The sequence below is a fragment of the Pseudomonas guineae genome (assembly GCF_900113745.1).
In the GTDB taxonomy this organism is placed as follows: Bacteria; Pseudomonadota; Gammaproteobacteria; order Pseudomonadales; family Pseudomonadaceae; genus Aquipseudomonas; species Aquipseudomonas guineae.
Genome location: NZ_FOQL01000003.1, coordinates 232,436 through 256,227 on the forward strand (window position 1 = coordinate 232,436; position 23,792 = coordinate 256,227).

The 23,792-nt window shown below is 53.3% G+C and carries 27 protein-coding genes; 9 read left to right on the forward strand and 18 right to left on the reverse strand.

The features are described 5' to 3' along the window. Positions 1-107 precede the first annotated feature (107 nt). The 3 genes from BMZ32_RS12545 to BMZ32_RS12555 all read right to left on the reverse strand — a co-directional run bounded on the left by BMZ32_RS12545 (position 108) and on the right by BMZ32_RS12555 (position 3,497). Positions 108-569, reverse strand: a complete 462-nt coding sequence (locus BMZ32_RS12545) for a hypothetical protein (protein WP_208598717.1) — start codon at positions 567-569, stop codon at positions 108-110. Positions 570-604: 35 nt separating this feature from the next. Then, positions 605-1,342: a hypothetical protein gene (locus BMZ32_RS12550; RefSeq protein ID WP_090242474.1), complete on the reverse strand. Its 738-nt coding sequence runs from the start codon at positions 1,340-1,342 to the stop codon at positions 605-607. Positions 1,343-1,631: 289 nt separating this feature from the next. Then, entirely contained in the window at positions 1,632-3,497 is a 1,866-nt protein-coding gene (locus tag BMZ32_RS12555; protein ID WP_090242476.1) for a DUF7380 domain-containing protein, read from the reverse strand. Between the two features lie 456 nt (positions 3,498-3,953). Here BMZ32_RS12555 and BMZ32_RS12560 point away from each other — a divergent pair, with 456 nt between their 5' ends. Together BMZ32_RS12560 and BMZ32_RS12565 are read left to right on the forward strand one after the other, a co-directional pair. Next, positions 3,954-5,378, forward strand: a complete 1,425-nt coding sequence (locus BMZ32_RS12560; protein ID WP_167376754.1) for a replication endonuclease — start codon at positions 3,954-3,956, stop codon at positions 5,376-5,378. 107 nt (positions 5,379-5,485) lie between these two features. Beyond that, complete coding sequence (locus BMZ32_RS12565) at positions 5,486-5,863, forward strand: hypothetical protein (RefSeq protein ID WP_090242483.1); 378 nt, start codon at positions 5,486-5,488, stop codon at positions 5,861-5,863. A 24-nt stretch (positions 5,864-5,887) separates the two neighbouring features. Here the strand turns inward: BMZ32_RS12565 and mobV are convergent, their stop codons facing one another. The 4 genes from mobV to BMZ32_RS12580 form a co-directional block, all read right to left on the reverse strand. Continuing rightward, positions 5,888-6,868 carry a MobV family relaxase gene (gene mobV, locus BMZ32_RS12570; RefSeq protein ID WP_090242484.1) on the reverse strand — a complete coding sequence of 327 codons (981 nt, stop codon included), beginning with the start codon at positions 6,866-6,868 and terminating at the stop codon, positions 5,888-5,890. Positions 6,869-6,873: 5 nt separating this feature from the next. Beyond that, entirely contained in the window at positions 6,874-7,293 is a 420-nt protein-coding gene (locus BMZ32_RS12575; RefSeq protein ID WP_090242488.1) for a hypothetical protein, read from the reverse strand. A 365-nt stretch (positions 7,294-7,658) separates the two neighbouring features. After that, complete coding sequence (locus BMZ32_RS19350; RefSeq protein ID WP_139213957.1) at positions 7,659-7,934, reverse strand: hypothetical protein; 276 nt, start codon at positions 7,932-7,934, stop codon at positions 7,659-7,661. Positions 7,935-8,038: 104 nt separating this feature from the next. Then, positions 8,039-9,076: a tyrosine-type recombinase/integrase gene (locus BMZ32_RS12580; RefSeq protein WP_167376755.1), complete on the reverse strand. Its 1,038-nt coding sequence runs from the start codon at positions 9,074-9,076 to the stop codon at positions 8,039-8,041. A gap of 264 nt (positions 9,077-9,340) precedes the next feature. Between BMZ32_RS12580 and dusA the strand changes: the two genes are divergently transcribed. Together dusA and tal are read left to right on the forward strand one after the other, a co-directional pair. Further along, positions 9,341-10,321: a tRNA dihydrouridine(20/20a) synthase DusA gene (gene dusA, locus BMZ32_RS12585; protein ID WP_090242493.1), complete on the forward strand. Its 981-nt coding sequence runs from the start codon at positions 9,341-9,343 to the stop codon at positions 10,319-10,321. Positions 10,322-10,362: 41 nt separating this feature from the next. After that, positions 10,363-11,289 (forward strand): transaldolase, encoded by a 927-nt coding sequence (tal, locus tag BMZ32_RS12590; protein WP_090242494.1) that lies wholly within the window; start codon positions 10,363-10,365, stop codon positions 11,287-11,289. A gap of 48 nt (positions 11,290-11,337) precedes the next feature. Here tal and rssC read toward each other — a convergent pair whose 3' ends face one another. Next, on the reverse strand, positions 11,338-11,820 hold the full coding sequence (gene rssC, locus BMZ32_RS12595) for an anti-sigma factor antagonist RssC (protein ID WP_090243060.1): 483 nt from the start codon (positions 11,818-11,820) through the stop codon (positions 11,338-11,340). 8 nt (positions 11,821-11,828) lie between these two features. Beyond that, positions 11,829-13,013: a two-component system response regulator RssB gene (gene rssB, locus BMZ32_RS12600; RefSeq protein WP_090242495.1), complete on the reverse strand. Its 1,185-nt coding sequence runs from the start codon at positions 13,011-13,013 to the stop codon at positions 11,829-11,831. A 215-nt stretch (positions 13,014-13,228) separates the two neighbouring features. Between rssB and BMZ32_RS12605 the strand changes: the two genes are divergently transcribed. Next, on the forward strand, positions 13,229-13,528 hold the full coding sequence (locus BMZ32_RS12605; RefSeq protein WP_090242496.1) for a PilZ domain-containing protein: 300 nt from the start codon (positions 13,229-13,231) through the stop codon (positions 13,526-13,528). 64 nt (positions 13,529-13,592) lie between these two features. On the opposite strand, the gene BMZ32_RS12610 is transcribed toward BMZ32_RS12605, so the two are convergent. Continuing rightward, a complete protein-coding gene (locus BMZ32_RS12610) occupies positions 13,593-14,294 on the reverse strand; it encodes an MlaA family lipoprotein (RefSeq protein WP_090242497.1) in 702 nt (233 codons plus the stop codon). Between the two features lie 233 nt (positions 14,295-14,527). Here BMZ32_RS12610 and pcrP point away from each other — a divergent pair, with 233 nt between their 5' ends. After that, complete coding sequence (gene pcrP, locus BMZ32_RS12615; RefSeq protein ID WP_090242499.1) at positions 14,528-15,238, forward strand: HAD superfamily inactivated hydrolase PcrP; 711 nt, start codon at positions 14,528-14,530, stop codon at positions 15,236-15,238. A gap of 135 nt (positions 15,239-15,373) precedes the next feature. After that, on the forward strand, positions 15,374-15,640 hold the full coding sequence (locus BMZ32_RS12620) for a DUF4404 family protein (RefSeq protein ID WP_090242501.1): 267 nt from the start codon (positions 15,374-15,376) through the stop codon (positions 15,638-15,640). A gap of 106 nt (positions 15,641-15,746) precedes the next feature. Here the strand turns inward: BMZ32_RS12620 and queF are convergent, their stop codons facing one another. The 4 genes from queF to BMZ32_RS12640 form a co-directional block, all read right to left on the reverse strand. Beyond that, positions 15,747-16,577 carry an NADPH-dependent 7-cyano-7-deazaguanine reductase QueF gene (gene queF, locus BMZ32_RS12625; RefSeq protein ID WP_090242502.1) on the reverse strand — a complete coding sequence of 277 codons (831 nt, stop codon included), beginning with the start codon at positions 16,575-16,577 and terminating at the stop codon, positions 15,747-15,749. 97 nt (positions 16,578-16,674) lie between these two features. Next, positions 16,675-17,373, reverse strand: coding sequence for an orotidine-5'-phosphate decarboxylase (gene pyrF, locus BMZ32_RS12630; protein WP_167376756.1), 699 nt, complete (start codon positions 17,371-17,373; stop codon positions 16,675-16,677). Between the two features lie 124 nt (positions 17,374-17,497). Beyond that, complete coding sequence (locus BMZ32_RS12635) at positions 17,498-17,968, reverse strand: DUF3291 domain-containing protein (protein ID WP_090242504.1); 471 nt, start codon at positions 17,966-17,968, stop codon at positions 17,498-17,500. Between the two features lie 100 nt (positions 17,969-18,068). Beyond that, complete coding sequence (locus tag BMZ32_RS12640; protein ID WP_090242505.1) at positions 18,069-18,302, reverse strand: DUF1127 domain-containing protein; 234 nt, start codon at positions 18,300-18,302, stop codon at positions 18,069-18,071. 97 nt (positions 18,303-18,399) lie between these two features. On the opposite strand from BMZ32_RS12640, the gene BMZ32_RS12645 reads away from it, so the two are divergent. Continuing rightward, positions 18,400-19,254, forward strand: a complete 855-nt coding sequence (locus tag BMZ32_RS12645; protein ID WP_090242506.1) for a LysR substrate-binding domain-containing protein — start codon at positions 18,400-18,402, stop codon at positions 19,252-19,254. Here the strand turns inward: BMZ32_RS12645 and BMZ32_RS12650 are convergent. Then, complete coding sequence (locus BMZ32_RS12650; RefSeq protein WP_090242507.1) at positions 19,244-19,999, reverse strand: sulfite exporter TauE/SafE family protein; 756 nt, start codon at positions 19,997-19,999, stop codon at positions 19,244-19,246. The two genes, BMZ32_RS12645 and BMZ32_RS12650, sit on opposite strands and share 11 nt — an antisense overlap. Before the next feature lie 106 nt (positions 20,000-20,105). Here BMZ32_RS12650 and BMZ32_RS12655 point away from each other — a divergent pair, with 106 nt between their 5' ends. Continuing rightward, complete coding sequence (locus BMZ32_RS12655; protein WP_090242508.1) at positions 20,106-21,062, forward strand: LysR family transcriptional regulator; 957 nt, start codon at positions 20,106-20,108, stop codon at positions 21,060-21,062. Between the two features lie 144 nt (positions 21,063-21,206). Here BMZ32_RS12655 and efp read toward each other — a convergent pair whose 3' ends face one another. Genes efp through BMZ32_RS12670 form a run of 3 tightly spaced genes read right to left on the reverse strand, consistent with a single transcriptional unit; the run spans position 21,207 to position 23,563 of the window. Then, the gene (gene efp / locus BMZ32_RS12660) at positions 21,207-21,779 is read right to left on the reverse strand and encodes an elongation factor P (protein ID WP_090242510.1); all 573 of its coding nucleotides are present in this window, start codon (positions 21,777-21,779) and stop codon (positions 21,207-21,209) included. 46 nt (positions 21,780-21,825) lie between these two features. Beyond that, positions 21,826-22,959, reverse strand: coding sequence for an elongation factor P maturation arginine rhamnosyltransferase EarP (gene earP, locus BMZ32_RS12665; protein WP_090242515.1), 1,134 nt, complete (start codon positions 22,957-22,959; stop codon positions 21,826-21,828). 31 nt (positions 22,960-22,990) lie between these two features. Then, positions 22,991-23,563 carry a hypothetical protein gene (locus BMZ32_RS12670; protein ID WP_090242516.1) on the reverse strand — a complete coding sequence of 191 codons (573 nt, stop codon included), beginning with the start codon at positions 23,561-23,563 and terminating at the stop codon, positions 22,991-22,993. Positions 23,564-23,792: the final 229 nt, after the last annotated feature.

The window sequence follows — 23,792 nt, forward strand, 5'->3', positions numbered from 1 at the left end:
CCGACCAGCACTAATCAGCGAAAGACGGTCACTCAAAGTTTATGTAATCAAGACAAACTGGCCGCCAACAAAACTGATGAGCGAGATGCCCCGGCCATCCGTGAACGTCAAAGCTCACCGCGAATAACTGAAATCATATTTTCAAACTGATACTGCTCCAATATTGGCATGTTTCGCTGCGAGATATTTATGCCCCATTCCGGCTTGCTCTTTAGATCGGTGTAATCGCGACTCACAATAAGTTCGTTTGGTTCGAGCCAAGCAGTAGCCGGGATAATAAAAAGTGATGGCGCCTCACCCTCTTTGAACAAAACTAACGCCATGAATATATTATCACGAATCTTAAATTTTTCTTTTTGTGCGAAAGCATACCCTAATGACCGGAGTGATTTTACTTGAATCTCCAGAAATGGAAGCTCATTAAATCTTATGATAAAATCGATTCCTCGATCATCAACTTCTGTCTCATACACTTGAAAGCCATACATTGTTAATTCCATTTTAACGAAATACTCAGCGTAAGCGCCGACCTGCTGCCTATTCAGATGTGACCACTGGTATCTTTGCACAATTACTCTCTTTATTTTTGCTTAACGTTAGCTACCTATGCACTTATAAAATCTAGAAGCATATTAAGATTTCTAGACTTCTTTAGAAGGCTTTCGTGCACTGAAACAGCACCTTGCCTGGACTTTGCACTAGAACCAGATTTAGCAATATCAGCCTGCTTAGTTATTTCCAGCATCAGCGCTTGTAACTCATTTTTTACTTCCTCTTTGACAAGCACTGGATTGACCTTAGCGTCCTTGAGATAAATCGTATACTCAGCAACCAGCTTAATATCTTCTTGATTTACCGCTGTAATTATACTTTCGCAAGTTTTCGCGTCTGCTGAAAAACTACCGGACAACCCATTTTTATGGAAAAAAGTAATGAAATTATTCGTTTTCTTGTAAGAGCTGGGGATCATAGTTGCAGCACCCAAGTAAACATTTCTACCGATCTTCCTTCCTTTCTCAGACATAGCTCCGGCCATAGCAAGCGAAGCAAACTTCGTCGCCACTCCCAACTTTGAAAGCTTATCTGACTCTTCGGAAGAACCGCTTGCAAAAATAAGATCTTTTTCAATAGTAATTTTTGATGGATTGATGAAGAACCTGCCTACAGGCCCGAGCATAAAAGCTAGAATCTTCAAAACTAAATAAGCTATTCCGCAGACAAAAAGAGAGACAACTGACGTCAGGAGAATATTGGTGTTCCCGTTTTTAAAAGCAGAGTAGAACAAGAAAACAAAAAAAAGCGATAAGAATAAGCTTCGACAAAAATGTCGTATCTTGGCCATAAATTACAACCAGACCTTTCTTTGTTCTTTTAACTTTCGCTTCGCTATTTACGCCGTCAAACGATATTTCAAATTTCTTAGCCATTCAGGTGACCTTTTAGTTTCAAAATACATACATGAAATTATAATTTTCAGCTGACTTGGATTAGCTTGGATCGATTCCCAGCTTGAATGCTTGTTTCGTACGGAAGCATTCAAGCAAGGCAGGCTCAACTTCACAAGCTTTGGGGCGCAAACGAAGTGGAGCTCATTGCAAAATTCAGATTTAGCAACTCCTAAGCACCGCCTCTTAGCTCGCAAATTCTTGAATCGCTCCCGCTATTGCTGAGCTCCACTGCTGGGCGAGAGGGGCACACGTAAGGTGGAAAATAAACCAACACGCATAAATGCATGAAGGCTCATAGCATTGCGCCGTTGAGAGCTTACCGTGCGCCACTACGTGCCTTAGCATGGGGCCACCTTTTAGGTTGAACAGGATATGGAATAGATACGTGTTATCTACCCCGAACACCTGCTCTATTTCCCCCCAGTAGTTCGAGAGCAACTGTTTGAGTGACTGATCTTCCTGCGTGAGATCCACATTTAGCTTGGCGGTATTCGATCTGCGATTGTTCAGCACATGTCGAAGGGCGTTCTCAATCTGCGGGATCAACAGGTGAGCTGCCGAGACCATGTCCCCCTGTACAAGCTTAGAAAAACCCTGGGAGAAAATTGCCTCGAACCCTGGCGGCACGAATTCACTGCTACAGACAATTGGCTCAAAATGCCGATCATCAATGAGCTGACAACGGCTCATCGTGATGCAGGCTGGCCGAATAAAAGCCTCTGTCGCTATATGGTAATGAAGTCCCGCCTCACTAAGGCTTTCGTGATCAAACCACTCCCCTGGCGGTTCTATGCCATGCGGCAAGTGCGCCGCTGTCGCGATCACCTTTCCTCGTTCATCGGTATAGGACTTGCCGGACATCGACAAAAAAAAGTATTTGTCTCTCTTCTCCAGGCAGTTTTTATGAAGCGCTATTTTGTCTGGGGCGCGACTTGTGAATGCCAGCCGCAGCAGCATTTCGTGAACATCAAGGGGCTCGAATTCTTCTATCGTCGCCCGACGCTCATCCGTTAAGTCCATCGGCACACTGAACGAGCCAAATTCGGAAAGCGAATCCTCCTCATGTTGCTGGAGCTCCGTCTTGAGGCTCTCGACTCTCTGCGTCATACCACCAATTGCACGGAGTTCACCGATTGCACTGCGCGTCCATGAGGCTTTCGCCATGGCGGTGCTGACTGCGTCCCGCATCCGTAACGTCTGCTCGACGGCATTCACCCTGCATCTGACAGCAGATTCCTTGTCGCCCACCTTGAGATAAGCACGAGCCGCATGAAGCCATACTCTCTTCACGGCCTCAGCATATTGTTTATCTTTCGTCGATTGCGCCAATGCTTCGGCCGCAGCCGCGATTTGCTGCCATTCAAGCAGTCCATTGGACTGGGCAATTGATGACAACCTCACGAAGGTGACAAGGCACTCATTGTCCTTGGCCGTTTCATAAGCCAGTTTAAGCACCTCCTTGGCACTGTCCGGGATCTCTTTACGCTTGCCAGCAGAGGCGTAGATAGCGAAAGCCCGATCAATTAGATCAGCTACCTTGAATGGAACTGCAAAGTCTGTTTCGTACTGATCAAGTAGCTCTCTTTTGAAAAAGAGCTCTACCGCATTCAAATACGATCTCGCGGCAAGCGCGGCGACAGCATGGAGCCTTCGGTTGACGTACCAACAGCTATCGGCGATCCGAGCCCGAATCAATGGGTGGTCAATCTGCTCTGCTATCTGGACAAGAATTCCTTGTTGCTCGCCCAGGAAATCACTCGGGATAAGCGTCCGCTTGCCCTTAAAAATGATCTGGGGAGAGAAGGTGTCTGGTCTGCTGGGATTGAAGTGGTAGCTACAGACAACCGCCAAGACGTTGAACGCCCTAAAAGCAGCGGCATCGCCAGAGCTTTCTGCGGTCTGAGCCGCCTCTCTAAACGCCTGCTCCAGCGTATGAAAGTGCAACGAGTTGCTCATCGCCATAATTGAGGCTGGATTGATATGTGAGAAATCTTCCAGAGTCGCCAGATCCATCAGCGACTTCTTTTTATCTTCATCCTTGATCGACACAAACTCACCTCACTCGCCCCGGTTGATTTACTGGGTCTCTTCAGTGGCCAAACCAGCCATAAATGATTCTAAATCCCTATTGGATTCTGATCGAGACAAATTAATCCCGATGCAGAAGGTCAAGCTGACAACGGAGATGCCAACCTGAAGAGTTCTTGAGTGCCTACTTCTGGCCTTAAGGCCCCGGACTCGACCAGCAGCTTTTGCCGTTTTGGGTCTGACACCACCGACAGTTAATGATCGCTTTCAGCCCGTCACTGCCACGAGACGAGTTGGTCAAATCCGATGCTAGCGGGTGGGCGATTCGTGCAATTACCCACACAACCCAAATTTTCAATCTGTTCGTCGACAAGTATGGAAGAAGGATTTTCAGGATTTTTTCCTAGTTCTCACTTCTCTGCAATATCTCAAAGAAACATCACTGTAAGAGCCGTTCAACAGACGGAGCTCACAGCAATGACAAATCCTATCTTCAAATATAATTTTGAAAAATTTCTAATCTCGCTAGAGACATATGATCTTCCAGACGCACGACATCTTTCCATAGATTTTGTCCGTATGTATGCGCACAGAATCAGTGAACACTTTACTACCCGACCACCAACACCTACAGAAATTAAAAAAACCTATGAATATAATAGTGGAATATATGGGATAACCATAAAGTCAAAAAATCCAGAAGGCGTAATTGCACGTGCAAAATGCAAAAAATTCTGGACAAGATCAATCGAGAAAAAGGTAAACGAAAGTCGCCTAAATTATGAGGCAAGAAATAAAATCGTAGGGGAACAACAAAATGAAAAAAACAGTTCTAATAAACAAACCCAGCTCTACTGCTCTGACAAAACCCTTAAAAGAACCAAAGAAAAGTCAGATAGAAACGAAAAAACACTTTCCAAATGCTTTGTAACTCACATAAAAACTGGGAAAACCGAAAACCTTCTGGAGGTTGCAAAAAGAAACGAAGAAAACAGAGCTTCGGAAACGTACCACATAGTCAAAAACCTTGAACACCTTGCAGATGAAATAGGCTTTAAATGGGTATTTATCACCTTAACAGCACCGGCCAAGTACCACCCCAACCCTGCAAAAGGAAAAAGAAGATATGACTATAAGCTATCAGTAGGCGCAAGCCACGAATATATAAAATGCCAATGGGCACGAATTCAGTCAGTACTTAACACACGAGGCATTCCTGCATCACCTGAAACATATTTTGGATTAAGAACAGTGGAGCCTCACAAAGACGGAAGCATGCATTGGCACATGCTGTTATTCGTAAATGCAGAACTGATTGAAAAAATAATTAAAGCTATAAGAGAAAAATTCAAGACCAAAGCATCAGCAACAATTGTGATCGGCAGAGAACATGCGGAAAAAGGAAGCGCAAAAGCAGCGTCATATATTTACAAATATATCTCAAAATCACTGTCCAAAAAAGAACAAGCAAAAAGTGCACAAAATGATATAGACGACGACACCCGAGAAAAAAGTGACTTGGCAACCATAAGAAACAAACATCGAGTACAAGCAGCAATCAAAGCAATCGGGGCGCGACAGTATCAATCAATTGGAGTAAACAACCTAATCACAATGTACAGGAAAATAAATAAGCTAAATATGGACAAGCTAGACATACCCACAGGAAGCCTAGCAGAGCTAATAAAGGAAAAAATCTGGAGGAACAAGCTTGGCTTTTACTACATGCTAAAAAATAACGAGCCATTTCAAAACGGAGGAAACATAAGCCTAGTTACTGAACCTTCACGCAATAGCTATGGCGAACCGACGAAGAGGGTAATAGCTATCAAAATAGGAAGCATGGTGGTTAGCACCGAATCCGAATACAAGATCGAAAGGATCAGCCAAATGAATAATTAGAGTTACACATAGTTATCCAAGGCTGGAGAGGGAAAACCCTCTCCAGCAAAAAGCAGTGTGAAAGCTAACCAGACGCAATAACGTCACACCACCACAAGGAAACCAACATGCAAGCACTCTACAAAAAGCATCATCTGGAAATCAGACTTCAAGTGCTAGATCAGGTCAACCTTGAATGCCTTAACGTTGAGCAGAGGGATTCTATTGAAACAAAGAAGTCAAATATCCGAGCCATTACGGGGTCTCTATCAATAAAGTCCATGTCACACGCCATAGAAGAATTATTTTTCTTGAGCAGGGATGGAGACTCGTACGAAATAGTATCTGGACTCCCGATTTCAATCGGAGATGGAAATACTATCGTCATAGATAATGACTTTATCGAGCAAAAAAACATGATACAAGAAGGCTATGTAGAGCACATGGCACTAATGATCGAGGGGCTAAACAACGTATTTTCAAAGCTTATAGTCAAACCTCTGTAAGGCTCCCTGAGAAGTATTTCTGACTCAGCTAGGGCATGGAGCGGGCCTGGGAAAGTTCAGATACTTTTCAGGCTCGGCCTTCTTCTCACGCTCGCCCCACAGCCGCTCCAATGACTCGGCCCTTGCAATAGCTATATCTAGCGCTGGTTGACGCCTCATTAGCTCCCGCTCGCGCTGCGCTAATGACCGGTCACGTTTCTCCAGATCCCGAGCGAACTGATCCAATCGGCGTACAGCCTGTTCGGCCTGTTGCTCTGCGTCAGCTAGGGCCTGAAAGCGTGAGCTCAATGCCTTGCGCTGTAGAGATACAACCGCTGCTTGCTGAGCGTGCTGGTTTGCCAGTGCCTGGGCTTGCCTCCAGACTTCAGTTTCATGTCCCAGAGCCTTGGCTGCATAGTCCCGAGCGGTCAATTTAATGGTTGGGGTATGCCCGTGAAGCGCTGTATAAAATTGCGCAACTTCTGTGTGATGCGCTTTCGAGCCTTGAACACCACGCACTAGCCCATGCGGCTCTCCGCAAACAAGATGAAAGCTATCCTGCATCCCTCGCATGACTTTTGGCCCACCCAAGTACTCACGCGCGCAGAGGCGTCCATCACGAGTTATCGGGGTCACATAAGCGACGAGGTGCGGCGTTGTCTCGTCAAGATGCAGTGCAGCACTAATCACATTTTCTTCGCCATGCCGCGCCCGAAGCCAATTAAGCGCATCTGCAAAATAGCCTGAGCCTAGGTCGTCCAGATGGCCGCCATGCCTGCTGAAAGCCTCTGGCGATGCTGTGATCAAGTATTCGATGCACAAGACAGCATCCCGCCGTCGTAATGCTGGGAGCCGATCTGTGAGCTTGTTGAGTAAGTCTTTCGTGCCTCGACAACCGGAAAATCGATTCTTATATGTGTTGTTACTGTCGGCGTTAAACGTCAACTGCTCACGGAATGTATGGCGTGCCGAACGTGCGACCCCAGCCAAGGATTTGTGCTTTTGAGCGCGAAGTATTGCGTACATATCGCTCACCCTAACGCTAGTGAGTCGTCATGTTTTTTTGACGGCCTAATTGACGGAATCTGCCTCTGGCGCTTCAGTGATGCCTGTTCTTCACTCTGGCCCGAATCGCTATCGAGCCGCTTCATGATTAACCGTAGAACGCCCTCTATGTGATTTGAGTCGGCCAGTAGATAATTAAATTGGTCATTCGGATCACAAGCGATAATCCCAGCGCCCCAATCTACAAACTCCATAAGTGCCTCCCAGCACAATGGAGGGATTACCTTCTGATCAATACGATGCAACCGCCCGCTCAATGAAATAGCTGGGCCATGCTGAATACAGTTATTGATTAACTCTTTAAGCTCACTGAGCCGAATTTCTAAAGCTGCTTGAGTGAACAAATGAGTATCAGAAATGGTTAGGTAGGATATATCTTTATTCATGTCGCTTCTCCGTCGACTGTATATATACAGTATTATGATTATGATCCGAGAGAAGTACAACGCTTTAAAAACATTACACAAATGTGTAACCCACTACACATCGGCAAGCCGATGGTGGGCCAGCGTGCCGCTGGGGTATCTGCGCGGAGCGATGCTCCTTGCAAGGTCGCGCTCCTTGTGCGCAGCCGGCGTGGGGTATCGCCCCCACACGGCGACCGGGGAAAGCCCCGGTGCTACTACGCGACGCCACTGCGTGCCGTCTTTGTATTGTGATGTTTTTAAAAGCGGCTTCGAGGTTGATCAGGAAAAGAACAGAAAGCCTGTCATTGACCACATCAATCACTAAATGCAATATTCGTGACAGGTTACAGAACAGCCCTTACACGATGACGTCTAGCACTTTCCTTGACGCCCTCAATTGCTGAATACATTTCATCAAGAAATTCTTTAACCCCATTGATCGGATAAAGGGGCTCATTACCAAACTGTACGTATTTTGGCCCCTGCCTTCTCTTTCTCCAAGCCTCAATAGTAGTAACTTTAACCCCTCCCAGAATAGCCAGTTCACTAGCTGTCAGAAATCCTAGTGATCGAGCAATTTCTTGGCGCTTCTCAATATTAAAATTCGGCTCATTTACCATCTTATCTCACCCTAACTCGATCTGATGGCCCCAATTTAACCAAGCAGCCGCTGTAGGCAGAGGAGGGAAATTCAGAAAAAATCCAAGTTTTCCCTCCTCGTCATTTAGGCCTTTGTCAGACGGGCGCTAGCGCTGTGCACATCCGCTGCGTTTATCTCGGTATAGCGCTTAAGCATTGCCCAGGTCTTGTGCCCCGTCATAAGCGCCACATGCGGAATTCCCAGCCCATGACGAAAGAAATCCGCTGTAGCCTTATGCCGTAGGTCATGGAACCTCAAGTCCTGGATTCCCAGCTGTTTACAGGCACGAGTAAATGCCGCACTAACTGAAGCCTCCTTAACACCAAAAATACTGCCGCGCGTCCTATTAGAGAAATAGGGCTCCAGTATTTCCCAAGCATTACCGAGCAATGGAACCAATTGATTGTTGCCATGTTTCTTCTTGGGATCTTTCCTATCCCTGATTAAAACAGTCCTTAATTTCTTATTAACATCCTCAACTTTAATTCGGGCTATTTCCCCTTGCCTCATCCCGGTAGCAAGTGCAAATTTCACCATGATAGTCATATCAATAATCTGCCTGGAATTTTGCGCCCAGTGTGCATAAAGTAGATCAAGTTCCGCATCTGTGGGCTCCCTTGACCGCTCAGAGCTTCTCGTCATAAGCCCCATATGCTTAAGACTTTCTCTAGCTTCAAGCGCTAGCCGAACAGGAATATCAAGCCGCCGCGAGTATCGTGCCCACTTAAGTACGGAAGACAGAAAAGACAAATCCCCCGCAATTGTCACCCCACCGGCTCCGTCCTCAATCCTAGAGTCCACAAAGTCACGCATAACCAGCGCATTCAATTCCCTCAAGCGGACATGACCAACTTTCTTAATTAGCATATCGAGAGTGGCTGCTTTAGTTTTTCCAAAGCGAGCAACCGAAATTTCAATGTATTTGCAAATCAAATCATTGACAGTCGCATCCTTCGGCGGCTGAGAGTAGCCTACAGTAGCCATATGCATTAGTTGCCGCTCAACCAATTCGGCCCAAGCCTTAGCTTCTGTTTTTGTCGTAAATGTCGCCCCTCGATAGACGCCAAACTTCCTGATCTGCGCGCGCCATTTCCCACTCTTCAGTTTATTGAAAGTTGCCATATTCAATTCCTCATTCATTAACGGTTAACTGCCTGCCGCCATGATTCTGAGAAAACTTGCTAAATCCGAAGAGGAGGGAAATCCAGAAAAAAACTCCATTTCCCCCGTTGAACCTCCAGCACTCGACCCAACCAGCGTGTGCGCTACGGTGCATCTGTATAATGCCTAGCACTTGTATCCGCTATGCACCTTGTGTGCACCTCGTGTGCACCAATACAGCAAAACATAGCTTTTTCCCTGGTCGTCAATTTGAAAAATATCCATATGAATCAAAGACATATAAGCAGGAAATTCAGCGTCGCGCCGATGATGGATTGGACGGATCGCCATTGCCGGTTTTTCCTGCGCCAGCTCTCACATCACGCTTTGCTGTACACCGAGATGGTTACCACCGGCGCCATCTTGCATGGCGATACCGCGCGCTTTTTACGTCATAGCGCGGCGGAGTACCCGTTGGCTTTGCAACTAGGTGGTAGCGTGCCTGCAGATCTGGCGGCTTGTTCCAAGCTGGCACAAGAAGCGGGCTATAACGAGGTGAACCTTAACGTCGGTTGCCCCAGTGATCGGGTACAAAACAACATGATCGGCGCCTGCCTGATGGGCCATCCACAACTGGTGGCTGATTGCGTTAAGGCGATGCAGGATGCCGTCGAGATCCCAGTAACGGTGAAACACCGCATCGGCATCAACGGTCGCGACAGCTATGCCGAGCTGTGTGATTTTGTCGGTACGGTACGTGATGCAGGCTGCCGCAGTTTCACCGTGCATGCACGTATCGCCATTCTCGAAGGGCTATCGCCCAAGGAAAACCGCGAGGTACCGCCACTGCGTTATGACGTAGCCGCCCAGCTCAAGCAGGACTTTCCGGAATTGGAGATCATCCTCAACGGCGGTATCAAGACCTTGGGGGATTGCCAGCAACACCTGCAAACCTTTGACGGTGTGATGCTCGGCCGCGAGGCTTATCACAACCCTTACCTGCTCGCTCAGGTAGATCAATTGCTGTTCGACTCGGAGCGCGCGGTGATGAGCCGTTTCGAAGCCATGCATAGCATGCGCGACTACATCGCCGCTCATCTCGCCGAGGGCGGCAGCATGCACCACATCACCCGCCATTTGCTCGGGTTGGGTCAGAGCTTTAACGGCGCGCGACGCTTTCGCCAGCTGCTCTCGGTGGATATTCATAAGACCAGCGAGCCGCTGGCGTTGTTCGATCAAGCGGCGCAATTGCTGCAAGGTCGCTGACTCGGGTAAGGTCGGTGCATCTGCAACGACAAGGCCGTGTCATGACCTCTAAGCTGGATCAACTCAAGCAGTTCACCACCGTGGTCGCCGATACCGGCGACCTTGATGCCATCGCCCGCCTTAAGCCGGTCGATGCCACCACCAACCCTTCCCTGCTGCTTAAAGCCGCAGCCATGCCAGGCTACAGCGAGCTGCTAAAAAACGCCGTCACCGCCAGCAAAGGCGACCTGGGCATGGCCTGCGACCATTTTGGCGTGGCGGTGGGTGGCGAAATCCTCAAGGTCATCCCCGGGCGGATTTCCACTGAGGTGGATGCACGTCTGTCCTTTGACACTCAAGCCACGCTACGCCGCGCCGAACGCTTGATAGGCCTGTATGAAGAGGCTGGCATCGGCCGCGAACGCGTGCTGATCAAGATCGCCTCAACCTGGGAAGGCATCCGTGCCGCCGAGCAGCTGGAAAAGGCCGGCATTCAATGCAACCTGACGCTGCTATTCGGCTTCGCCCAAGCTCAGGCTTGCGCCGATGCCGGCGTGTTTCTAATTTCGCCTTTTGTGGGGCGCATTTATGACTGGTACAAGAAGGCCGAAGGTCGTGACTTTGTCGGCGCAGAAGACCCCGGCGTGCAGTCAGTCACGCGCATCTACAACTACTACAAGGCCAACGCCTACCAAACCGTGGTGATGGGCGCGAGCTTTCGCAATATCGGCCAGATCGAACAACTGGCCGGCTGTGATCGCCTGACCATCAGCCCTGAGCTGTTACAGCAACTGGCCGATGATCAACAGCCGCTGGCTCGTCTACTCACACCAGATCAGCCCGCTGAGGCCAAGCAGAGCCTCGGTGAAAGCCAATTCCGCTGGGGTATGAATGAAGACGCCATGGCCACGGAAAAACTTGCCGAAGGTATTCGCCAGTTTGCTCGTGATCAGGAAAAGCTGGAAAAACTCCTAACTGGCCGAGGCTAAATGCAAACGGGGCGCCTATAAGCGCCCCGTTTCTTTGCCAAGCAAGCATCAGTGATGCTCGAGGGCGCTGACCAGGTCGTGGAAGGCTTCGCGGTTGGACTCATTCAAGCCCATCAGAATACGGTGCGCTTCGAGCACCTTGGCGCGCACCAGCTCTTCGGACTGATCCTGCGATGGCAAGTCATCCAGACAATCTGGGCATGGCAACGGCGTGTCGACGATATTGAATACCTGATCGAAGCCCATGGATTGCAGCAGCCGGGTAATGTCGGCGTGGGTGGTCACCACAGTCGGCAATAGGCCGACCTTCTGCCGCGATAAAATCGACAGCTTGGCCAATAGTCCAAGCGTAGTGCTATCAATACTGCGGGTTTCGGTTAGATCAATCACGATGGCTGAGAAATTCAGCGCGGTGAAAATCTTCTCAATGGTCGAATCCAGAGCCGAGCAGAGGGTCAGGCGCACTTCACCGACGAACTTCAAGATGAAGGTGCCATCTTGCTCAGCAAACTGAATTCTACCGGGGCTTATCCCAAGGCTCATGCAAGGTTCCTGCTTAACACCAGCAAGGCAATATCATCCGGCATATCCCCTAGATTGGCCAGCCCAAAAGCCTTGCGCAAGCCATCTAGAGTGCCGCCTGCCGTGCTGATTAATTGCGGCAACAGCGCTTCTTTGTCTTTCAAGGTATCGCCCGGCAGCAGATCAAGGATGCCATCGGAGAGCAACGTCAAACTGAAGGCATCAGGCAGCTCCAGCTCCAAATCGTTGTACTCGGCCTCCACAAACAACCCGACCGGTAAGCCACGGCCTTCCAGATAATGCGCTTGGCCCTCGCTGTACAACACAGGCAGCGGCAAATGCCCACCAATGCTGTAGGTCAGACGATTGCTGACATGATCAATCACACCGCCGAGCATGGTCACGTGCTTGCCCAACTTACAGTCGATCAGGCCGCGATTGATATGGCCGAGCACTTCGGACGGTTTGACGTCCGGCAAGCTGCCAGCGCGGCGCGACTCGTAAAGCAAACGGGTGGTCATAAACTTCAGCAGCACGGTGATAAAAGCTGAAGAGGCGCCATGACCGGAGACATCCGCTAGATAAAAAGCGATACGGCTGTCGTCGACGCGAAAATAGTCGACAAAGTCGCCAGAGAGATACAACGAAGGAATTATCTGGTGCGCGAAGTTCAGGCCGTCAGCCTGCCAGGGCGTCATGGGCAGCATGTTCATTTGTACTTGGCGACCGGCGTTTTGGTCTTCTTGCAACAGGTGCAAGCTGGCTTGCAGCTCGCGGTTGGCGGTTTCCAGCTCGTTACGGTAGCGCTGGTTTTCCAAGCGCAAATTAGCGCGATCAAGCGCCCGGTGAACTGAATGCTCAAGTACCGCGAGATCCGCCAATGGTTTGATCAGGTAGTCGGCGGCACCCAGGCGCAAAGCCTCAACGGCATCACTCATGACACCCGCACCGGACACCACGATCACCGGGGTTTCCACATGCAGGGCGTTGATACGACGGATCAGCTCAAGGCCGTCGACTTGCGGCATGCGCAGATCACAGATCACCAGATCCGGCGACTCGGCATGAAAGACTTCCAGCCCTTGCAAGCCATTGGCGGCCTGGAGCACATGAAAACCACTGTCTTCCAAGTAGGCGGCGAGGCTTGCACGCACTACGTCGTCGTCGTCGATTATCAGCAGCGTGGCACTGGTTTTGTGCATGAGGTATCCAGGCAAACTGCGCCGGGTATGGGTTGGCTTATACGTCAGGGCAACTGCCTGGACGCGCGAACTCAGCTTGCTTCAAGGCGCAGACGGTACTCCCATCCGCTAAGTGATTCAAGCGCACGCCGGCCGTCGAAACACGCCTTTACACCTCAAATCAGCCAAGGTTATAAGAACGGTAGGATAGCCCTGACAACATGAGGAAAATGCCCATGAGCCAAAATGATCGAGACTACAGCGAAAAACGCGATTACATCCGTATGCGCCTTGAGGCCCCGGTCACCTTGCACCATGACGGCAAAGAGATTCCCGCACTGTGCCTCGACCTATCCAGCACCGGCATGCAGTTAGAGGCCGAAAGCGCTGTGAAGATGGGTGACAAGGTACGCATTCACATCGCGTCCGATCACAACGAACTGCGCGGACTTGACGCACAAGCTGAGGTGGTTCGCGTCAGCCCCATGGACGACGGCCGTCAGGCGCTGGGCCTGGCGATTATCTCCATGAACTGACAGGTACTCAGTTAATAAAAAGGCGGCCATTCAGATGGCCGCCTTTTTATTATGCACAGACGAATCAGAAATCGTCCTCAACCTCACCATCACTTACTTTGAATTCGCGATTCTGCAGGTAGGCATTGCGGACAAAGATGTACTTATCGCCGCTAATCAGGCGCTCTGCCGAGAGCAAGCTGGCGCGTAGGTCGACCAACTGAACTCCACGCACCACGTTGCGTGTCGGCACATGATCGATAAACGCAGGCGCGACAAGCATGCTGTCTGGCACCTTACCGAAGGCATCACGCACGGTGCTGGGGCCCAAAAGTGGCAGCACTACGTATGGGCCACTGTTGAGCCCCCACGCGCCCATGGTCTGCCCGAAGTCCTCATCACTGCGCTGCAGGCCCATGGCGGTGCCGACATCAAAGAAGCCCAGCAGACCGAAGGTGGTATTAAAGATCAAACGGCTGCTATCAACCCCGGCATCATGAAATTTGGCTTGCAGCAGGTTGTTGGCCAGGTTGCCAACATCACCGATGTTGCGGAAGACGTTATGCACACCGTCTTCGAGAAACTGCGGCGTTACAGCCTGATAGCCTTTGGCCAGAGGCTTGAGGGTATACATATCAACGTTATCGTTGATGCGGAACATAAAACGGTTGTAGCCCTGCCAAGGGTCTTCTTCGTTGGCTTGCGCCAGTACAGGCAGCGATAGCACGCCGGTACAGGCAACCAATAGGCTCAATCGTTTAATCCAGCTCGCACCGGTCATACGCATCACAGTCACTCCTTGAAAATGCTCAGGCTGCCGCAGGCGGCCAAATCAGGTGGCGCAGTATAAGGCGACAGCTGGCTAAATGGGCAGCATAGCGGACGAACAAGCACCTGAAAAACCGACCTGGTAAGGCCTTACACCGTGCTGACTGGCAGCGACACTGCACGAAAATAATCTATTCATCTGCCTGTAACCTGCGAGGAATAGCCTGGACTAGATCATTTCAAGGAAGGCCCATGCAAACGCCTACCACCTCGCCCGCGTTCAACGCCCTATTATTTAGTCTATCCGGCTGCCTGGCTGACTTTGGCGCACGCACCATTGCGCTGGCCCTGCAACGCCTCTATCCCAATGCACATAATCCCCAGAGTCTTGAACAAGTATTGGGGCGCGAAGCCCTGCCCGATGAATACCTGGCTTACCAACAAGCACTTTGCGAGACCGCGCGCGCGCATGCGCAAGCCGCGCACGCAGCCTTACCCTTGCTGGAGCACTTGCAACAGCAAGGCGTGCCCTGCGCCTGGCTGGATGAACTGCCACTCAATGCCAGCACTTGCCTGGCCAGCGTGTTACCGGGCTGGCTGCGCGGCACACCCAGCCGCGGTTGCCGCCCGTGGCCAGCGCCGGACGCAATTTGGCTTAGCCTGATGGAACTGCAGGTGAATCAGCTCGAAGGCTGCGTACTGGTCAGTGGCGAACCACGCTTGTTACAGGCGGCGCTTAATGCCGGCATCTGGACCATAGGACTGGCCATCAGCGGCCCGCTGTGCGGACTGGCGCTGGCGGACTGGCAGAGCCTGACCATGACTGAACGTGATCGATTGCGCAGCCAGGCCACCCTAAGCCTGTACCGACTCGGTGTGCACTCGGTGATTGATCAACTCAGCGATCTGCCCACCTGCCTAGCAGACCTCAGCCTGCGTCGGCACAAGGGCGAGAGACCCTGATCCAGCGCCAAGCCAGGGCCGACGCTTGATCCAAAGCAAGCAAAGCCTGCGTGCTTGGATTACCCTAAACGTATGCAGAACCTTTCGCCTCTGCGCAAGGTCAGTCAACCTGTCGATCATTTAAGGGAGAACTCCATGCCTGCAAGCCGCCTCCAGCAACAACTGCAAGACCTCCGCGACCAACTGGCGCAGCAACCGCCACTGACCGAAGAAGAAAGCGCCGAGCTGTTTGTGCTGACCCAGGAAATTGAACTGCAACTGGCCCGCCAGGCCGCCGCGGCTCCCGATGCGACGCTGATCGACGGGGTCAACCTGGCGGTAGAGCGCTTCGAAGCTAGCCATCCGACCATTGCGGGCACCCTGCGCAACATCGTGCAGAGCTTAGCTAACATGGGCATTTAAGCGCTATCAGTAAGCGCGGGGCGTACATCGCAAGCTCATGCGGGTCGAGGCAAAACTGCCGAGAGCGACGCCAAGAAAACCCCAGCTCAACGGCTGGGGTTTTTCGTTACTGGCGCGCCAAGCGCTGATTATCCGGGCTGATAGGCCCAGTACTGCGATAGGGATTGATATCCAACCCACCGCGGCGCACGTAACGCGCATACACCGTCAAATGCTCGGGCTTAAGCAAGCGTTGCAGGTCGAGAAAGATCCGCTCAACGCATTGCTCGTGAAAATCCGCATGCTGGCGAAAGCTCACCAGGTAGGCCAGCAAGCTGGCGTGATCCAGCGCTAGGCCACGGTATTGCACCACCAGCGTGCCCCAATCCGGCTGACCGGTGACCGGGCAGTTGGACTTGAGCAGATGGCTATGCAGGCTTTCCTCAACCACTCGCGCGGAGTCACAACGCAGCAACTCAGGCTGCGGCTGCGCATAGTTGCTGATGCTCACGTCCAGCTCATCAATGCAGGTACCGGGCGCAGCGGTCACACCGTCAGCCGTTACCTCGGCTAGGCTGCGCACACGCACGCCCACTGGCTTGCCCGCCGCTGCCGAGAGGTCCTTCACCAGCACGACCACCAGTTCGTCAGCCGTGTTGAACACCGACTGGTTCAATGAGTTGAGGTAGAGCTTGAATGATTTCGACTCGATGATATTCGGCGAGTCGGCGGGAATCGCGAACTCGCCCATGGCCACCACCGGTTTGCCCGACGGCAGCAACCAGGACAGCTCGAAGCAATTCCAGAAATCCACGCCCTGATACGGCAGCGTTTCAGCGCTCAGCCCCAGCTCGGCCCATTTCGCCGCACGCGGAATGGGGAACAACAATGCGGGCGTATAGGTAGCGATATATTCGCTGGATTTACCCAGTGGCGAATCTTCGGCGGCGGGATGCATAGAGAGAACCTGGTTAGTCGAAACGCGATAGTGAGTAGAGCTTGAAAGTGACTTCAGCGCGGCAGGCGCATTAAAGCTTCTGCCACACGGCAATGCCTCAGGCCAGCTCGGCGACAACAGCGGCCAAGGCCTGCGCCGGGTCGGCGGCTTGGCTGATTGGGCGGCCAATCACTAGATAATCCGAGCCCACATCCAATGCCTGACGCGGGGTCAGAATACGCCGCTGATCATCCTGAGCGCTGCCGGCCGGACGAATCCCGGGGGTCACCAACTGCAACGCCGGATGAGCGGCCTTTAGCGCCTGCGCTTCTTGGGCCGAGCACACCAAGCCATCCAATCCGACTTGCGCGGCCAGCCCGGCAAGACGCAGCACCTGGGCCTGCGGCTCAACATCAAGGCCAACACCCGCCAAATCTTCACGTTCCATGCTGGTCAGCACAGTCACGCCAATCAGCAGTGGCTTGGCGCCGGCGAGCTTATCCAGGGTTTCGCGGCAAGCCGCCATCATGCGCAGGCCGCCCGAGCAGTGCACATTGACCATCCACACGCCCATCTCGGCCGCCGCTTTGACGGCCATAGCCGTGGTGTTGGGGATGTCGTGGAACTTCAGGTCGAGGAACACCTCGAAGCCCTTACCGGCCAGCACGTTGACGATCTCCGGCCCGCAGCGGGTGAACAGCTCTTTGCCGACCTTGACCCGGCACAGCGCAGGATCGAGCTGATCAGCCAATGCCAGCGCGGCATCACGGGTCGGGAAATCCAGGGCAACGATGATCGGGGTCTGGCAAGCGGACATGGGCGGGCTCTCGGGCATGACAAATTCGGCGCGCATTGTAGCGGATGCACAGCGCGCTTGCCGCTCCGGTGATCCGCCAGCCTCGCTCACGGCTAAAGCAGCACGCAAAAGATATGAGTTGCGGTTATTCGACAGGCTGAGCCACAGGCGCATTGGGCGCCGCAAATACCTGACGGAAACTGAACGCGTCTTCGCTCGCACCTTGGTCGCGCAGCAGGGCCAAACGCTCGGCCGCTTCGACCACTGACGGACGATGCCCCGCCGGCACCCACCACAACACCATATGCGCCGCACTGACCTTGCTGAACCACTCCTGGCGGCGCTTGAGCATCTCGGTATGCGCGGACTTGTACACGTAATCGCTCAGCGCCTGTACATCGCGCCACACCGACAGATTCACCAGCACCTCATCACCAAACGGGCGCAGCGCCGTGGCGTCGCCCGCCTCGTCCTGCAATCGCCAGATATAGCCTGGCGATGCTTCAGCAAGCGCGTTAATGCGCTCCAGATTGGCGACGAAATCGGCCATGCTCGGCGACTCCAGCGGCTCCTTCATCGTTGCAATATTCAACTGCGCAAGTTGGTAGGCAGACATCGACACGCTCCTTTTTAAGTAGTTTCCTGATTAACCATTGCCCTTAGCGCACAGTCCCAACGCCGTGCAGCCGTACAACGTAGGGCTGCAACTCAGCGGTTCAACGCGAAAGCGGATCATCCCAGAAGGGCCGCTCGCTTTCCTGCAGTACATCGCCACGGCTCAGGCCGAGATCCTTCAACGCCGCCTCATCGAGCATGGATAAACGTCGGCGCTGCTCTGACAACTGCCACCAACGATAGAGCTGGCGCCCGACTGCACGCAACACTTCAAGCGGCCGCCGACCCAGCAAGCGCCCAGTTCCAACTAACGCACAACCTTTTTGACCTTTCATCTCGTCGCCCTCCTTGTGGGGTTGGCGACAGTCTCGCGCTGGGCTTATGATCAATCCAACGAATGTTTCTTATGCAATACATCTCAGAGATTGATGAATGGCCAATTATCCGAGTATCGACAGTGAACTGCTGCGCACCTTTGTTGCAATTGCTGATCAGGGCGGCTTTACCCGCGCCGCGGAGATGGTTAACCGCACCCAGTCGGCCGTCAGCATGCAGATGAAACGCCTGGAAGAAGACGTGATGCAGCGCGCGCTATTTATTCGCGATGGTCGCCAGTTCAGTCTTACCGCCGAAGGCCAACTGCTACTGAGCTACGCCCGACGTATATTGAAATTACATGCCGAAGTGATGAACAGCATGCGCGAGCCACACATGGTCGGCACCGTGCGCATCGGCACGCCAGATGATTATGTGATGCGCTTTATGCAGGGCATTCTGGTGCGCTTCGCTCAGTCCTATCCGTTGGTGCAGGTAGAGCTGCATTGCGAACCGTCATTCCAGCTGCTGCAACGCCAGGATCTCGACCTGACGATCGTCACCCGCGAGCCTGGTACTGAGATCGGTCAATTGCTGCGTCAGGAGCACCTAGTGTGGGCCCAGGCCCGCAACAGCAACCTGCATGAACTGGAAACCCTGCCCCTGGCGATGTTCAACTCACAGTGTTTTTGCCGCTCTTGGGCCAGCAATGGCTTGGATGCGATGGGCCGTAACTTCCGTATCGCCTACACCAGCCCGAGCCTGTCGGCCATCATGGCCGCAGTCAGCGCCGGCCTGGCCATTACCGCCCAGCTGCAAAGTCTTATTACTCCGGACTTGCAGGTCATTGGCGAAGCGCAAGGCATGCCAGCCCTGCCCTCGGCCAGCATCGTGCTGCTGCGTAACAGCAACACGCAAACCCATGTTACCGAAACCTTGGCCGAGCAGATCGCCGAAGGCTTTAAAGCTTAAGCCCCAGCGACACGGCACAGAGCAGTAGAAAGACCGTGAACAGCGCACGCAGCAAGCGCTCGGGCAACGCATGCGCCAAACGCACACCCCAGCTGATGCTCAACAAACCGCCCAATGCTAAGGGGGCCCCCAGGAGCCAATCAACATGGTCATGGGCCGCATAGGTGACCAGGGTCACCGCTGTGCTCGGCGCCGCCAGTGCCAGGGACAACCCCTGCGCCACCACTTGGCTGGTGCCAAAAACCGTGGTTAAAACGGGCGTCGCCAGCACCGCGCCGCCGACGCCGAACAACCCACCCAGCAAACCTGCACCACTGCCCAGCAGCGTCAGCCAGGGCCAGGGGTAGCGCAGCCCCACCGACAACATGACGGGCTTACTGTAGAGGCGCGAGAAGTTGTACGCCGCCAGTAACACCAAGAAAATCACAAAGCCTAGGCGCATGCGCTCCGCCTCCAAAGTGACCGCCCACCCCGCACCCAGCACAGCAAAAACCAGACTCGTGGCCGCCAACGCGCATGCATGCCGCCATGCGATTCGATTGCGTTGGTGATAGCGCCACAACGCCAGTAATACATTGGGCACCACCATCACCAGCGCCGTACCCTGAGCCAACTGTTGATCCAGGCCAAACAACACGCCCAGCGCAGGAATGGCGATCAGCCCACCACCAATCCCAAACAAACCACCCAAGGTGCCAAGGGCGAGTCCGAGCAGCAGGTTCAAGACAAAATCGAGCACGGTCATCGGCACGCTCCACAAAGATGTTGCACACCTTAGTATTTCGCCACTGGCCGCGAAACGCATAGCGAAGCAAAATGGCTATGCCTCAAACGCACAGCAGAAGCAACGCATGAACCCTGACTACCTAACCGACCAGCTCAGCCTGTTTCTCGATGTGCTGGAAACGGGCAGCTTTTCCGCCGCCGCTCGTCGCCATCCACTCACGCCCTCTGCCGTGGCACGGCGCATTGATACGCTGGAGCGCTCACTGGGCAGCCAGCTGTTTAGCCGCAGCACCCATGCCGTGCGCGCCACCTCCGCCGGCCTGGCGTTTGCCGAGCGAGCCAAGCGCATTCTTGCTGAGTTGCACCTGGCCCGCGCCGAAGCGGTATCACTGAGCAGCGCCCCGGAAGGGTTGATCCGCATCGATGCACCCGCACCGTTCGGTCGCCGACATCTCGCGCCGGCGATTGCCGAGTTTCTCATTGCCTATCCGGGGCTGGATGTACAACTGCGTTTGATCGACAGCTTCGTCGATCTGCACGGCACGCATTTGGGCGAAGTCGATCTGGTGCTGCGCATCGGCCCGCTGGCCGATACGCGCCTAGTTGCTACCGCGCTATCACCGATGGTGCGAATCGTTTGCGCCAGCCCCGCGTACCTGGCACAGCGCGGCGTACCGCGCACACCTGCAGAACTGCTGGAGCATGACGGCCTCGACTGGGACAGCCTCGCCCCGCCCTATGCATGGCGTTTCGAGCAGAACGGTAAGTTGCAATTGTGCCGCCCCAAGCGCCTGCGCATGACCGCAAATAACGCCGAAGCCTTGCTATTCAGCGCCCTCGCCGGCCTGGGTATCGCCCACCTACCCACCTGGCTGATTAGCGACTATCTGGTTCGCGGTGAATTGCTCCCCCTGTTCTGCGAGAACGGCTTGCCCGCGCCCGAACCCAGCGGCATCTACGCCCTGCGCTTGGAGCGCGAAACCGACTCGCGCAGCCGCTTGTTATTGGAGTTTCTCAAAGCTCGCTTTGGCCCAATAGCGCCCTGGGACCTGGCGCTGCAGAGCGGCCTACAACGCAGCTGAGCACAAAAACAGCAGGCAGAAAAAATGATCGGGAATCATTTTTAGCGTCGCGCAGCGACGACCCAAGGGGGGCCGCCATGGATGGCTGGCCATAAAAAAGCCCGACACCAGGTCGGGCTTTTCTTCTCGCCGTTAAAGCCAGTCTTAGACCGGAGCTTTAGCGCGGGATTTGTACTCGCCGGTACGGGTGTCAATCTCGATCCAGTCGTCAATGTTGCAGAAATCAGCAACCTTAACTTCAGTACCGTTGCTCAGCTTGGCTGGCTTCATCACCTTGCCGGAAGTATCGCCGCGAGCGGAACCTTCGGTGTAGGTGATCTGGCGAACGATGGTGGTCGGCAGATCGACCGAAACCACTTTGCCTTCGAAGAAGACGGCTTCGCAGACGTCGGTCATGCCATCAACGATGTACGGCATTACGCTTTCCAGGTCGTCTTTGTTCAGCTCGTACTGGTTGAACTCGTTGTCCATAAAGACATAGTTCGGCTCGCTGTAGTAGGAGTAGGTCACATCTACGCGGTCCAGAATAACCGGCTCAAGCTTGTCGTCGGCTTTGTACACAGTTTCAGTCGAGGAACCGCTCAGCAGGTTCTTCAGCTTCATTTTAACGATGGCGCTGTTACGACCGGACTTGGTGAATTCGGCCTTCTGGATCAGCCAAGGCTGGCCGTCGATCAGGGCCACACTGTTGGGCTTCATTTCTTGTGCGGTTTTCATACGAATATCCGGGTTTGGATGGAATTACAGAATTCTTGGCCGCGTATCATAGCCAATTTAGGTAAAACTGCACCAGCGCCTCAGCAAGATCGGCCTGCGAGGCCCGCTCTAGACACCAGTCCTCGGCATGTGTGGTCTGCTCTGGCCAGCTTTTCAGCAGCTGCGTCCAGCATTCGCCTATCGGCCCGTTGCTATTCCAGGCATGCCATAACGCAACCAACGCTACCTGCGCATCGGCAGATAAGCCTTCCTTATAGAACGCCAGAAACGCATCGAGCTTTTCTAGATGTGCATGATCCGCCTGCTCATAGATATGCCAAAGCAACGGCCGCCCGGCCCATTGCGCACGAATGAAAGAGTCCTCGCCACGCACCGCATTGAAATCGCAACTCCACAGCAACCGATCGTATTGGTCCTGCGGGATAAACGGCAGCACCTGGATATGCAACTGGCCACGCTGGCGAGTATCACCGACCTGCAATGCCGGGCCGCCCAGCCAATCTTGCAAGCTGCTCAAAATGCGTCCTTCAGGCACTAACAGTTGAACGCGCTGCGGCCCAGCCGCCAATACCTGCAGCCACCGACCCAAGGCTGCATTCTCATAGGCAAACAACGAAATCAGCAGTGCCCCGGCCACCGGCTCAACACCCAGGCGGCGCAGGAAGTCCTCACGCGCACCTTCATCAGCCTGAAATGCTCGCCGCTGCGTTAACAGCCCCCGCTCACGCAGCAAACCACCGCTGCCCGACGTAAACCCAGGAAAGAAGAAAAACTTCGACAACCCGTTGGATTGCATCGACGGTAAGCCATGGCAACCCTCGACCCAATCCTCGGCGCTGAGGTACTCCAGGTTAAGCCAGAGGACTTTCTGCTCACGCCCGGCCATCGCCGCGATATAAACCGCCGGTAGCTCACAGGCAAAGGCCTCAATCACCACATCCGCCGGCTCAACGGCATGCCAATCAGCGGCCCAGGCACACACCTCAACGCCCTGCTGCTCCTGCCTCAACAGTCGGCTATCCGCTTGTGGACACAGGTGCACAAAGGCAGCCGGGTCATCCACCCACAGCCGCACCGCCAAGCCATGCTCGGCCACCAACTGTCTGGCCAGACGCCAGGTCACGCCTATGTCCCCATAGTTATCGACAACGCTGCAGAAAATATCCCATGTCGCGCGCATATACCGCCCCGTTAAATGCTGAACTCGCTGCTTAACGATTCCTGCTATCCAGATCCGCCCGCATCTTGCAGTTTCGGTGCTCGATACTCCCTCTGGGGTATGGGCAGTAGTCCCGAAGCCGTATTTGTTCTTTACCTACTACTACGATTTCATGCCGCTTTTGTTGCCTCGCCACGGGCTCTCTCGTCACCGGCGTCGCAGGCACAATGTTGGTAGCACCTTTGGGCGTGTAGTTGTTATCGTTGAAAGCGTTCTGCATCCGCTCTACAGCAAACTCAGCTTGTTTTTTAGACCACTCAATATCCGCTTGGCTAAGCGGCGTTCCCGCCACTTGTGGCGCAGGTTCGAAAGGTGCCGGCACCTCTTTAATGGTGTGCAAAGGCGCGCTATACGTTTGGGCTCTCTGCTGGCTGAAGATCGGCTGACCGCCAATACGGATGCCCTGCTTAAGCTGGTTAAGGTCGATCACCATAGGCTTAGCCAACAGCGCGATCAGCCCCAACGTGATGACTGAACCAACGCCCAGGATCGCGACCATCTGCCAGGGGGACTCCTTCTTCTTGTAGCGTATGTAGTCGGGTGCATCTTCCCAATCTGATTTCATATCCTCTTCCTTGAAGTAAGTCCGGCGTCAGTAAATATTACGGCACCTGCTGCTCACGCTGAACCTGAACCCTCTATGCAGCCTGAAGTAACCGGCAAGTTACCCTGCTGTACACTGCGTAAAGCCAAAGGCCGGATAGTCGGTTCGACACGCCACCGACTTAGCCAAACGCCAGAAAGCAAAAAGCCCCGACAACTTGTTAGTCATCAGGGCTTTAGCTGAATCTATC

Excerpts from the sequence above, each read along its gene's own strand:
- BMZ32_RS12565 (WP_090242483.1), top strand. The coding sequence starts at position 5,486 with ATGCAAGCACTCTACAAAAAGCATCATCTGGAAATCAGACTTCAAGTG.
- queF (WP_090242502.1), bottom strand. The coding sequence starts at position 16,577 with ATGCATCCCGCCGCCGAAGATTCGCCACTGGGTAAATCCAGCGAATAT.
- BMZ32_RS12655 (WP_090242508.1), top strand. The coding sequence starts at position 20,106 with ATGAACCCTGACTACCTAACCGACCAGCTCAGCCTGTTTCTCGATGTG.
- mobV (WP_090242484.1), bottom strand. The coding sequence starts at position 6,868 with ATGTACGCAATACTTCGCGCTCAAAAGCACAAATCCTTGGCTGGGGTC.
- BMZ32_RS19350 (WP_139213957.1), bottom strand. The coding sequence starts at position 7,934 with ATGGTAAATGAGCCGAATTTTAATATTGAGAAGCGCCAAGAAATTGCT.
- BMZ32_RS12610 (WP_090242497.1), bottom strand. The coding sequence starts at position 14,294 with ATGCGTATGACCGGTGCGAGCTGGATTAAACGATTGAGCCTATTGGTT.
- BMZ32_RS12580 (WP_167376755.1), bottom strand. The coding sequence starts at position 9,076 with ATGGCAACTTTCAATAAACTGAAGAGTGGGAAATGGCGCGCGCAGATC.
- tal (WP_090242494.1), top strand. The coding sequence starts at position 10,363 with ATGACCTCTAAGCTGGATCAACTCAAGCAGTTCACCACCGTGGTCGCC.
- BMZ32_RS12650 (WP_090242507.1), bottom strand. The coding sequence starts at position 19,999 with ATGACCGTGCTCGATTTTGTCTTGAACCTGCTGCTCGGACTCGCCCTT.
- BMZ32_RS12620 (WP_090242501.1), top strand. The coding sequence starts at position 15,374 with ATGCCTGCAAGCCGCCTCCAGCAACAACTGCAAGACCTCCGCGACCAA.
- dusA (WP_090242493.1), top strand. The coding sequence starts at position 9,341 with ATGAATCAAAGACATATAAGCAGGAAATTCAGCGTCGCGCCGATGATG.
- pcrP (WP_090242499.1), top strand. The coding sequence starts at position 14,528 with ATGCAAACGCCTACCACCTCGCCCGCGTTCAACGCCCTATTATTTAGT.
- BMZ32_RS12550 (WP_090242474.1), bottom strand. The coding sequence starts at position 1,342 with ATGGCCAAGATACGACATTTTTGTCGAAGCTTATTCTTATCGCTTTTT.
- BMZ32_RS12605 (WP_090242496.1), top strand. The coding sequence starts at position 13,229 with ATGAGCCAAAATGATCGAGACTACAGCGAAAAACGCGATTACATCCGT.
- efp (WP_090242510.1), bottom strand. The coding sequence starts at position 21,779 with ATGAAAACCGCACAAGAAATGAAGCCCAACAGTGTGGCCCTGATCGAC.
- BMZ32_RS12670 (WP_090242516.1), bottom strand. The coding sequence starts at position 23,563 with ATGAAATCAGATTGGGAAGATGCACCCGACTACATACGCTACAAGAAG.
- earP (WP_090242515.1), bottom strand. The coding sequence starts at position 22,959 with ATGCGCGCGACATGGGATATTTTCTGCAGCGTTGTCGATAACTATGGG.
- BMZ32_RS12645 (WP_090242506.1), top strand. The coding sequence starts at position 18,400 with ATGGCCAATTATCCGAGTATCGACAGTGAACTGCTGCGCACCTTTGTT.
- BMZ32_RS12635 (WP_090242504.1), bottom strand. The coding sequence starts at position 17,968 with ATGTCTGCCTACCAACTTGCGCAGTTGAATATTGCAACGATGAAGGAG.
- BMZ32_RS12560 (WP_167376754.1), top strand. The coding sequence starts at position 3,954 with ATGACAAATCCTATCTTCAAATATAATTTTGAAAAATTTCTAATCTCG.
- pyrF (WP_167376756.1), bottom strand. The coding sequence starts at position 17,373 with ATGTCCGCTTGCCAGACCCCGATCATCGTTGCCCTGGATTTCCCGACC.
- BMZ32_RS12575 (WP_090242488.1), bottom strand. The coding sequence starts at position 7,293 with ATGAATAAAGATATATCCTACCTAACCATTTCTGATACTCATTTGTTC.
- rssB (WP_090242495.1), bottom strand. The coding sequence starts at position 13,013 with ATGCACAAAACCAGTGCCACGCTGCTGATAATCGACGACGACGACGTA.
- BMZ32_RS12640 (WP_090242505.1), bottom strand. The coding sequence starts at position 18,302 with ATGAAAGGTCAAAAAGGTTGTGCGTTAGTTGGAACTGGGCGCTTGCTG.